Source organism: Shewanella sp. ISTPL2 (genome assembly GCF_013283205.1).
Taxonomy (GTDB): Bacteria; Pseudomonadota; Gammaproteobacteria; order Enterobacterales; family Shewanellaceae; genus Shewanella; species Shewanella oncorhynchi.
The window spans coordinates 4,883,314-4,893,631 of the sequence record NZ_JAAPAV010000001.1 but is presented as its reverse complement, the minus strand read 5'-3'; the positions used below and the strand labels follow the sequence as shown (position 1 = coordinate 4,893,631).

Here is a 10,318-nt window from a genome sequence, read left to right as displayed (position 1 = left end):
CCTGCGACAGTGGTGCCTGAGGCGAATGCTGCAAAAGGATACACTGGCCGTAAATGGGAGGTGAGTAGTCCCANTCCATGAAGTCGGAATCGCTAGTAATCGTGGATCAGAATGCCACGGTGAATACGTTCCCGGGCCTTGTACACACCGCCCGTCACACCATGGGAGTGGGCTGCAAAAGAAGTGGGTAGCTTAACCTTCGGGGGGGCGCTCACCACTTTGTGGTTCATGACTGGGGTGAAGTCGTAACAAGGTAGCCCTAGGGGAACCTGGGGCTGGATCACCTCCTTACCTATACGACTAACTTAATGTTTGTTGAGTGTTCACACAGATTGCTTGTTTATCTTCTCTTCGGGGAAGTCAGAGCTAAATGCGCCNGTGCCTGAGGCGAATGCTGCGCAAGGATACACCGGCCGTAAATGGGAGGTGAGTAGTTCAACACCTGTGAATCTGAGTCAGGGTGCGCAAACGGGCAGCAATTACACCCAAGGACCTAGACATAATTTTGGGACAACCCCAGATGCAGCTACTGGGCATCCTCGTGGTCCCGCGGCTGGTAATGGCAGCGGTACAACCCCAGCGGTGATGGGCAACGGTTCGCCATCGATGACAGATGTAACAGATGATGGCACTCAAACCGATGTGCCCACAGTAGTCGCGGATACACCGACGAATGCGGGTACACCAGCTCGTCCGCCTGTCGCGGCGAAGACCACAAACACGCCTTCAATGTCACAGACGGATGGCGTGCCTACGGACGATACCCCTGCAACAGTGGTGCCTGAGGCGAATGCTGCGCAAGGATACACCGGCCGTAAATGGGAGGTGAGTAGTTCAACACCTGTGAATCTGAGTCAGGGTGCGCAAACGGGCAGCAATTACACCCAAGGACCTAGACGTAATTTGGGGACAACCCCAGATGCAGTACCGAGTGCAGCGACAGCTCATCCTCGTGGTCCTGTTCCTGCAACGGGTAATGGTTCGCCATCGATGACAGATGATGGCACTCAAACCGATGTTCCGACAGTCGCCGCAGAAACACCGACGAATGCGAGTACACCTGCTCGTCCGCCTGTCGCGGCGAAGACCACAAACACGCCTTCAATGTCACAGACGGATGGCGTGCCTGCGGAAGACATCCCTGCGACAGTGGTGCCTGAGGCGAATGCTGCAAAAGGATACACTGGCCGTAAATGGGAGGTGAGTAGTTCAACACCTGTGAATCTGAGNTTCTTTACTGGTTTTAAAAATGTAGAAACCACCTCAATAAGTGCTATCAAGCGTGGACACCCCCATATGATAAAAGTGACCCACAAGAGGCCATATATATCGTGTGATACAGACAGGTTTTATTTCGGATATTATTCAAATCTCGACTGTTATTGCCATCCCGAAGATATGCATAAAGTGTTGTCGCTACTGATGAAGCAATTACCGGGGTCGGAACTCTTTTTATTGAAAAATGAACGAATAGTTGGCCTCTCTAAAGTTGGCACCCGTGACGGCAAACTAGCCCAACTGTCAGATTTCGCCCCTAAGAATCCCCAGCCCAGTTAACGTTTTTTCTCGCGCCTGTTATTGGCGTGAGATTCGGTGTCATCAGTGGCAGCTTTGCCACCAAGATGCTAACAGACTTTTTAGCGGCAAGGTCGTCAAGGGCGAGAAAACATTAAGTACGAGCTGTGTGGGTAGGTTAACGATGACCGTGCAGTCCGTAGGTACAGCAAAGGAATAGCTATATGAATAAGAGAGCAGCGCCGCAGCAGTCGGCGTCGACAGAGCAAGAGACACAACCGTTGGACGACAGTCGGTATGAAGACCTGCCGCGCACTGAGTACCTGCAATTACCCCAAGAGGAGCAAGACCGGCTCTATCAGTTGCGTCAGCAGCGGGTGCGTGAGGCGCCCACCCTCTATGAGTGGGATATTAAGGTAGCGACTGTGTATGGCATTGGGTGGATCATGGTCCTTATTCCGTGCGGGATTACGGCTCTAGTTGGGTTGGTGACATACTGGTATGGATTTGAGCAATGGTATTATTTTCTCATCATAGCGATGATTTTTGGGCCATTTATGCGCTACCTCTGGTTGGCTGACAAACAGTACCACTATCGGCTCACCACCGAGGGGCTGGTCACCACCTATCATGATGCTATTCCGGATGCAGCCTATGCGGTAGTGCGGGGGCTGGCTTGGTTTGGTGTGGTGGTTTGTATTGTCGGGGTGGCCTTTTTAGGCCCAGCAGCGCTGGTTGGTGTAGGTGGAATGGCTCTGGGGGCATTGTTCTTTACTGGTTTTAAAAATGTAGAAACCACCTCAATAAGTGCTATCAAGCGTGGACACCCCCATATGATAAAAGTGACCCACAAGAGGCCATATATANCATCTGTCATCGATGGCGAACCGTTGCCCATCACCGCTGGGGTTGTACCGCTGCCATTACCAGCCGCGGGACCACGAGGATGCCCAGTAGCTGCATCTGGGGTTGTCCCAAAATTATGTCTAGGTCCTTGGGTGTAATTGCTGCCCGTTTGCGCACCCTGGCTCAGATTCACAGGTGTTGAACTACTCACCTCCCATTTACGGCCGGTGTATCCTTGCGCAGCATTCGCCTCAGGCACCACTGTTGCAGGGGTATCGTCCGTAGGCACGCCATCCGTCTGTGACATTGAAGGCGTGTTTGTGGTCTTCGCCGCGACAGGCGGACGAGCTGGTGTACCCGCATTCGTCGGTGTTTCTGCGACGGCTGTCGGAACATCGGTTTGAGTGCCATCATCTGTCACCGATGGCGAACCGTTGCCCGTCACTGTCGCAGGTGTATCGTCCGTCTGCGTCGCAACTGGCGTTGTGGTTTTCGTTGTTGTACCTGCTAAAGGCCTAGGTACATCGGATCCCGTCGCACGATCGTGTTCATCAATAACTAATGATTCACTATTAGGAATAACAGCATACGCTGTAGCACCATCTTTCCCTTTTATTTCGACCATTTGAGCACATGCATCATCCCCGCTTAGAAGTAAATTGAATAAGGTTACCAGCTGCGGATCTGCTTGCTCTTGGCACTCAGATATTAACGTCTTTAATCGCGCTTGACGCTCCTTAACTGGCGTCTCGACAACAGTGACTTCAGCAGCATCAGCAAAGGGTAACGTGACCCGCCCGATCGATGTTGCATCAGTTGTTTGCGTGCCGATATTATTAACATGCGACTCGTTAGGGGTCTTAACTTGATCTTCTGAAACCAGATTAATGTCTGGATCCTTGGAAGAGTTAATAAAGACATACCAACTGTTATGAAAGTTATTAACGTTGTTAAAACAGTTATTAAAAACATCTCCGCGTTCGGTGTCTTTGTCCGTCACATCTTCTGTATGCTTAGGTTCCGGTAGCTCGGCCAGGGGAGGTAAATGAAAAGGGCGCTTAGTTGGTAAATCTTTGGGGGCATCAACTTTAGGCGGCTCAAGCGGGGCTTTTTTCTTCTCTTTATCGCCAGCGACAAATTGGGAGCCACCATACATAGCTATCGCAGATGCATTACCATACATCACTACAAATACCGTCGGTAATAAACTAAATCCTAAGGTGAAGGGAGCTAACACAGTACCGATTGTTACGGCACCGGCGATAGCAGCCAAATGAAACTTAGCCTTTTTCTCTGTGCTCACTCTATTTGATTTTTTAGTGCTTTCTTTAATCTTTTTAGGCTTAGCTTTAGAATGAGGCTCTTCCGTCTCCAAAATACTAGGGGCAGTAGAGACACTCTCTGGAATTTGAGGTTCCGCAGATCTAAGTGTTGGAGCTCTAACGTCCAATAAAGAGGTAGATCGTGCTATATTCCTAGGTAGAGCCTCACAGTCTAAACGTGATAACTCTGGCATAGAAGTACTACGAGTCAACGCTGGATTAAGTGCCATATTAAAATCTCATCTTTTCAAATAAATTAATGCTTAACCGTCTCACATTATCTTCGGAATAATCTTGCTCAGCTATTGTGAGAGTAAGAAATCCATCAACACGAATAAATACACCTTTTGAGGCCATTTCAAATTGTAAAATAAGATCAATAACGGCCTCCAAGTTAACGAGATGTATTAACTGGAAAAAAGGAAAAACTGGCAGCAATAGATTGTCTGGGTAATCTCTAAAAATAACACTCTCATTTTTTTCGAGGCGCTGTAAAAATTGTTGAATGTAGTCAAACGTTCTAGTTTTCATTTACTTTGGACAAACCAATACAAGGTCATTATTAGTTAACGACAATATTTCTTCAACACTAAGACTAGTTTTAAACATAGTACAAGATGCCATCAGAACTAACGTTTTCGGTAATGAAGATAAACTAGTTTTCAAATAGTTAGCATCAATAATGAGTGTATCCACTTTTAACAATGCTGATATGTTGAAATCTCCTATAATAAGTTTGCAACTCATTAACAGAGGCAACTCATCTATATCCATCTCAGGATATGATTTAAACGCTAATCCATACTGGCTTAAGACTTGAGTGATTACATAGGATAAGTAATCCTGTTCGAGATGGTTCACATCCAAACCGAGCAACCTGCCTGCTTCGCATAAAGAAACATATAGTTCAGCCTCGATACCAACATGCTTTAAGCTGAGTAATATGAAATCCTGCTGCTGAAATCGATGACATACAGCCCCCACATCAACTCTAATCTCTTGATTATTAAAAGTTGTCCCAGCAATCTGATTAACTGCTCGGTACATTGCTGGTTTCATCTCATATTTTGGCATGAGAGTGACGCGCTCTTGTTTCATATATTTCACCGATTCCTAGATAACAGTGCTAATACATCCATACTCATTTTAAAATCTATATCATCGATCCAATCACGTATTCCAGCAGGTGTTTTGCAAACAAAGTCATAAAGCTGTTGATAAGCATCTTTCGAAGTCACCTCTTCAAAATCAACACTTTGTACTAATGTTAAAATAAAGGTAATTTTATGAAATTGACTATCTAGTATCCCTTCTACCACAATCGCTTTAACTGTTGTTTCAGAATAATCGCGCAACATAGCAAACCATTCGATTACCGCTTGTTTATCGGCATATATCTCCACATCAGATAATCTATTCCAACTAAGCCGTTCTGACTTAGCCTTTAATAACTGATAAGGATCAAGTGTTTTGCCCTTTAAGTGACAATGCGAGATACGAACATGGCGATTATTTGTAGGCATTTATACTTTACTCTTGAATATAGTAACGGCGACATAAAGCCAATAATGACAGTAAACCATCTAAATTATGTTCATAAGCGACAAGTTGCTGCACTGTTTTGCTATTAGCATCCATATCCCCTGCGGAAGACTTAACATCTGCAATATATTTTTTAAGCTGTTTTCTTAACGTTAATGGATATAAGTGCTCACAGTGCTCTGCCGCATGTAATATCCAAAGTTGAGCATCATTTAATGATTTAACATCAAGTAAATTATCAGAGAAACCTTGCCAATCGCGTAACGCCTTGAGCTGATAGCTATTAAGCTGTCGAGCAAATTGCCTTTGCTGATCCAATGTTAAATTTTTACGTTTAACCCGGAACAGACGAGGATATTTTTTAGTTCGCTTGTCGACTTGCTTTATATCTTTTACTCGGCGAGGCTGGCGGTGGTCACCAGCCTTTTGAGTTCGGTTAATATCCGAAATTTTTTCGGTGCGTTGTGTCACGGCAAAAGAAACGGGTCGAAGCATAGTTAATCAGAGCGAGCTTAGGCTCGCTCTGCTCCGTATTATCGGTTAGTCACTAAACTCGCTTTCGCTACAGCTTCAAGGATCTCATTTAACTTCACCGCTTCAGCAGTCAGATCTTGAATATATTGATCAAGCTGAGCATCAAACTTCTCTTTCAAGTCTTTGCTCGCTTGAGTCTCTTCTTGTACTTTCACCTGTTCAGCATTTTGAATTTCGTTTGCATTGCCAACCATACCATCAGCCATTCCACCCATTTGAGTGACAGAGTTGTACTTGGCAGTACGCTGCTGCTGAAGATTAGCACTGTATTGATTAAGCTCTTTTGCTGTTAGATCTGAGACTTTAGGAGACTTATCAACATTAGTGACTTTACCAGACTCAAGATCCGTCGTTTTTAATAACTTGACTCCTCCTGTATCCGCAGCCCCTCGGTCGCCCATTTTGGATAAGTGTTTATCCTTCAGCGTTTTAGTTTGGCCAATTCGAACAGTTGCTGCAGTTGTCATTCCCATGTTAACCACAGATGACGCTAAGGTAATACCGAAGCGTAATTTGGCATCTTGAGATTTATCTTGCGCGAGCATAGTCGCCAACTCTGACGTAGCAACAGCTTCACCAATGCGATTCTTCATCACTTGAGCGCGAACCTGTTGAGACGACTCAATAATTTGTGCTAAAAGTGCCAGTAAATCAGCCATTGAAACCGAGCCTTTGTTGGCCTCTTTCAATGAGTTTTCATAACTGCCCCATGCTTTTTGATCTATCGGCTTGAGATTATTAACAGAAGAAGTCTCTTCAGATTTTGTCGATGGTAGTGACAGTGCACTCATTTGTACTAAATTCATAAATTAACTTCCTCTTACATATTGATTGAAATAATCTTGTCGTTGTATTCGCGCTGATCACTATTAACTTTAAAAAGTGATTCAAAAGCATGGCTTACCGCACGCAACGCCTGATTAAGCATGGTCAAGATTTGCTGGATACGTGTTTCCAACTCCTCTTGGTTTGCTTTAGCAATCTCAAGATCTTTTGTAATGTCGGCAGACTTAATCGCGTAACCGCTACTCACGACTGAAGTTGCATTTGAAGTAACCGAACTTGCTTGAGCAATCTTTGAGGTCAGCTTTTCACCACCACTTGCAAATGACTTAATCTTATCGAGTAAAGGCTCAATCAACTTCATAACTTTGTTGACCATACCCTGAATTTTTGTCGATATAGTGCTGAATGACTTCAACGTTTTAACTGCGTCGACAGCCTTATCAACCATAGTTGCGACTTTCGCAGCCCCACTCGCAACAGCCTTACCCGCAGTCGCCATCATGTTCCCAGGATTGAAACTGACCACCATACTGATAATGCCAATAGCAATCTCTAATCCCATTGATACATAGCCCCTGATCTCTTCAGAGACACCTGCGGCTTCCATAATCTTATCGACAATTTTAGGCAACACGATCGAAGCAATCATGAAACCAATCATCACTGCAGCCATAACAGGATTGAATGGCGCCATTATAATTGCCGCAAGAAAACCTAATCCCATAGCAATCTTGCCCCAAATGCCTTGGCTCTTTTGGGCTTGCTTCTGTTCTTCAATCTGCGCCATACGCTCTTTAAGCGCATCGATCTGAGTATTTTTTTGAATATCTATCAGTGTTTTTTTCGCTTCAGAGTTTTCTTTACCGGTACCAGAAAACGCTTCAGCGGCCAGTTTCATACTCTCTTGCACCATGCGCCAGAGCTGACTATCGGACACTCCAATCGTATTGCCTGGTAAGGGTTGATTCGGCTTAGCCGATTCTGTCGCAGCAGTGTTTTGGCGCTGAACACTCTGGCTCTGTTCATCGACTGTACCAATAATGCTTGGCGCAGCGACGGTAATCATGAATGTACTCATAGTTATTTCCTTTCATGTGACGATACTGGGAATAGATGCGCACTCACTATCAGAGTTACTGAAGTGAGCTTGCACATCTAAATTCTCGCGATGCGAGCGGCATGTTCCCAGTGCTACCATGCCCTTCTATTTTGTACTTAATACAAACACGACTCTTTAGATGTTCCTTGCGAATGCCATTTGCTCATCACGGCAGACCTGAATCCAATACTTAAGGGTCTGCTGCAGCATCTTGACTTGATCGCCGATACGGTTAATTTCTTTAATATCTTCATCAGTAAGCTGTCTAGGCGAGAAGTTTTTATAAAGATCTGTTAAATATTGAGCCTGAATCGTTCCGTCATAATCGAAGGCCTGAGTCACTCCAGGTGGTAAAGGCTTATTTGTGTCCGACGAATTCTGCCAACCAGGACACTTAGCACTGAACAAGTACGCCATCGCATCCATATTGGCTAATTTAGTGAGTAGTCCATCAACCTCTGCTTTACTGCCAGTGAGAATGGTCTCGACCTCGGCTGCCGATACTGTTTGATCACCGTTTAACGCGCTCAGCAACACAATTCTTGCCATAGGGCTAATATCGTTAAGGCCGCTGGTGATCCAGCCACCGGCATTGGGATCGTTATACACAGACGAGGTAAAGCGACTCGATAACTCTGTGGGCGTCGTCGATGAGATATTGCCGCCACTCATAGCTGACATAGCTTGGTAAGCAATGCTATCCGTTGGAATTTTCCCCCCCTGAATCGCACTATTCAGAGTACTCCAAACATTATTGACCTTCGCCCCCAATTGCTCAGGGGTAAAATCCCAATTGGTATGACTGCCACTACCAGTTTTTTCCAGTAGAGTCCCCAATTCTTTCAAGAAGTTAGCGTCTTCTAAACCGTACTCTTTACTATTACTCAACACATCGAGCAGCACCAGCTGGAACATGTTCTCGTACTCAATTCCGTTAATCCCGCCCTCTTTCATAGCAGTAAACATCTGCATAATGGCGGCCTCGAATGCAGGTTTTCCACCACTGGTCCACTTATTAACGATGTCTAATTGACTTCCATAGCCCTCAATACTCGTCGCAAGAGCCGAAGCAATAACGGCCTCGGAATGTTGACCCGCCATAGCCATCACCACTTGTTTCTGCTGCGCCGCAACCATTAATAGCGTTGTTACATCCCCCGTTTCGACATCGAGTGAGGCGAGCGCACGGTCAGCAATCGCCAACTTAGATTCATTCGCGACAGGCTGCATAGTTTTAAGTGGTGCATTTTCGGTTGTAGACGGCAATGTCCACTGGGGCTGAAGACCAGAAACACCATTAATACTCATAGCAAACTCCCTGTTGATTGTTAGATATTTCTAGCGAATGCCATGAGTTCATCCCGGCAGATCTGAATCCAGTACTTAAGGGTCTGCTGGATCATTTTCACTTGATCGCCGATACGGTTAATTTCTTTAATATCTTCATCGGTTAACTCGCGTGGTGGAAAGTCGGTATACATATCTTTAAAATAACCGGAATCCAATCCAACCCCCTCCCAATCAATCACCTTATGCCCATTTTGAGTGACTTCACGCCAACCGCTATCTTCCCCGTGACCATCATTTTTAAAGAGAAAATCCATAGCAGATGTATAACTTCCGCCCGGTGTATTATTTTTAATAAAGTCATTCAACTCACCCACTGACCCAGTGAGAAATAAATTTATCGTATCTTGCGTTACGTCAGGATACTTATTTAAATAGGCAGCCATTAGTGCCATACGTAACATAGGCGAGACACCTGCATCACTTGGATATCCAGCATCACCAATAAACGAATATTTATTTTCAAAATTATTTTTAAAGTGGTCGACTAATGCAGATGGTGCGCCTTGTTTATCTTTTAAAAATGTCAGTACTTCATTACACAGGCTGTCTTTCGGAGCATTTTTCAACATAAAGTCAAAGATAGCTGTACTTTTATCTGCGAATTTCTGTCCATTCCAGCCCTCATGATATCCATGTGAACCAGAACCCGTGCTCTCTAAAAAATGCATCATGTCTTCCATCATCTGTGGCGTGAGATCTGGAAAGTCAGCTGAGTGTGAAATGTAATCCATAATGGCTAGCTGAAATAAATCTTCAATTTCATTACCTGTGATACCATCTTTCAGAAAACCTTCGAACATTTCTCTCATTGCACTTTCGAACATCGGCAGACCGCCAGTTGTCCAACCTTGTATATGTGCTAATTGTTTACCATAAGCTTCAATGCTTCCCGCCAAAGCAGAGGCGATCGCGCTTTCAGAGCTCAGGCCAACCATTGAGCGTACAACTTCTTTCTGATGGGCAGCAAAAGTAGCAAGCGTCTGAAATGGAGATGGCTCACTCTTAGTAAATGGCAGAGCTTTATTTGTTTTTTCTTCTTGCTGGGAGGCAGACTTAACTAACTTTTCTATATCATTTAGATTTTTTTTATCGGCATCAGTCAAAGATGAACTTTTTTGTTCAAAATTTAGCGCATCTGATAACACTCGTGCATTATTCACTATCATTTATAGAGTCTCTACAATTTAAGAATCCTGTATCCTCTTGATGGTACAGGTTGGGAATGCACTCACACAGAACAGCTAAATGTGTGAGTCATGAAATTGGCTTATATCTCAAGAAAAAACTTAGATTCAAATGGTTGTTTCATATTGACTCTGCAATA

Annotated in this window: 8 protein-coding genes and 1 rRNA gene; 1 reads left to right on the top strand and 8 read right to left on the bottom strand. The window is 44.7% G+C overall.

The features are described from left to right. Window positions 1-291 (top strand): 16S ribosomal RNA (locus tag HUB64_RS23095); the annotation flags it as partial. A gap of 3,623 nt (window positions 292-3,914) precedes the next feature. Here the strand turns inward: HUB64_RS23095 and HUB64_RS21835 are convergent. The 8 genes from HUB64_RS21835 to HUB64_RS21800 form a co-directional block, all read right to left on the bottom strand. After that, the gene (locus tag HUB64_RS21835; RefSeq protein WP_173497863.1) at window positions 3,915-4,214 is read right to left on the bottom strand and encodes a hypothetical protein; all 300 of its coding nucleotides are present in this window, start codon (window positions 4,212-4,214) and stop codon (window positions 3,915-3,917) included. Further along, window positions 4,215-4,781 (bottom strand): hypothetical protein, encoded by a 567-nt coding sequence (locus HUB64_RS21830; RefSeq protein ID WP_173497862.1) that lies wholly within the window; start codon window positions 4,779-4,781, stop codon window positions 4,215-4,217. It lies immediately after the preceding gene. Window positions 4,782-4,786: 5 nt separating this feature from the next. After that, window positions 4,787-5,206 (bottom strand): hypothetical protein, encoded by a 420-nt coding sequence (locus tag HUB64_RS21825; protein ID WP_049821674.1) that lies wholly within the window; start codon window positions 5,204-5,206, stop codon window positions 4,787-4,789. A 7-nt stretch (window positions 5,207-5,213) separates the two neighbouring features. Then, window positions 5,214-5,720 (bottom strand): hypothetical protein, encoded by a 507-nt coding sequence (locus HUB64_RS21820; protein ID WP_028759493.1) that lies wholly within the window; start codon window positions 5,718-5,720, stop codon window positions 5,214-5,216. Window positions 5,721-5,758: 38 nt separating this feature from the next. Beyond that, window positions 5,759-6,565: a type III secretion system protein gene (locus HUB64_RS21815; RefSeq protein ID WP_173248270.1), complete on the bottom strand. Its 807-nt coding sequence runs from the start codon at window positions 6,563-6,565 to the stop codon at window positions 5,759-5,761. A 14-nt stretch (window positions 6,566-6,579) separates the two neighbouring features. Next, entirely contained in the window at window positions 6,580-7,623 is a 1,044-nt protein-coding gene (locus tag HUB64_RS21810; protein ID WP_173248272.1) for a VspD, read from the bottom strand. Between the two features lie 156 nt (window positions 7,624-7,779). Beyond that, window positions 7,780-8,952 carry a hypothetical protein gene (locus tag HUB64_RS21805; protein ID WP_173248274.1) on the bottom strand — a complete coding sequence of 391 codons (1,173 nt, stop codon included), beginning with the start codon at window positions 8,950-8,952 and terminating at the stop codon, window positions 7,780-7,782. Between the two features lie 20 nt (window positions 8,953-8,972). After that, the gene (locus HUB64_RS21800) at window positions 8,973-10,160 is read right to left on the bottom strand and encodes a hypothetical protein (RefSeq protein ID WP_173248276.1); all 1,188 of its coding nucleotides are present in this window, start codon (window positions 10,158-10,160) and stop codon (window positions 8,973-8,975) included. Window positions 10,161-10,318: the final 158 nt, after the last annotated feature.

What these genes read in the sequence shown, in the direction of transcription:
- HUB64_RS21835 (WP_173497863.1), bottom strand. Translation starts at nt 4,214, where the DNA reads ATGAAAACTAGAACGTTTGACTACATTCAACAATTTTTACAGCGCCTC.
- HUB64_RS21830 (WP_173497862.1), bottom strand. Translation starts at nt 4,781, where the DNA reads ATGAAACAAGAGCGCGTCACTCTCATGCCAAAATATGAGATGAAACCA.
- HUB64_RS21825 (WP_049821674.1), bottom strand. Translation starts at nt 5,206, where the DNA reads ATGCCTACAAATAATCGCCATGTTCGTATCTCGCATTGTCACTTAAAG.
- HUB64_RS21820 (WP_028759493.1), bottom strand. Translation starts at nt 5,720, where the DNA reads ATGCTTCGACCCGTTTCTTTTGCCGTGACACAACGCACCGAAAAAATT.
- HUB64_RS21815 (WP_173248270.1), bottom strand. Translation starts at nt 6,565, where the DNA reads ATGAATTTAGTACAAATGAGTGCACTGTCACTACCATCGACAAAATCT.
- HUB64_RS21810 (WP_173248272.1), bottom strand. Translation starts at nt 7,623, where the DNA reads ATGAGTACATTCATGATTACCGTCGCTGCGCCAAGCATTATTGGTACA.
- HUB64_RS21805 (WP_173248274.1), bottom strand. Translation starts at nt 8,952, where the DNA reads ATGAGTATTAATGGTGTTTCTGGTCTTCAGCCCCAGTGGACATTGCCG.
- HUB64_RS21800 (WP_173248276.1), bottom strand. Translation starts at nt 10,160, where the DNA reads ATGATAGTGAATAATGCACGAGTGTTATCAGATGCGCTAAATTTTGAA.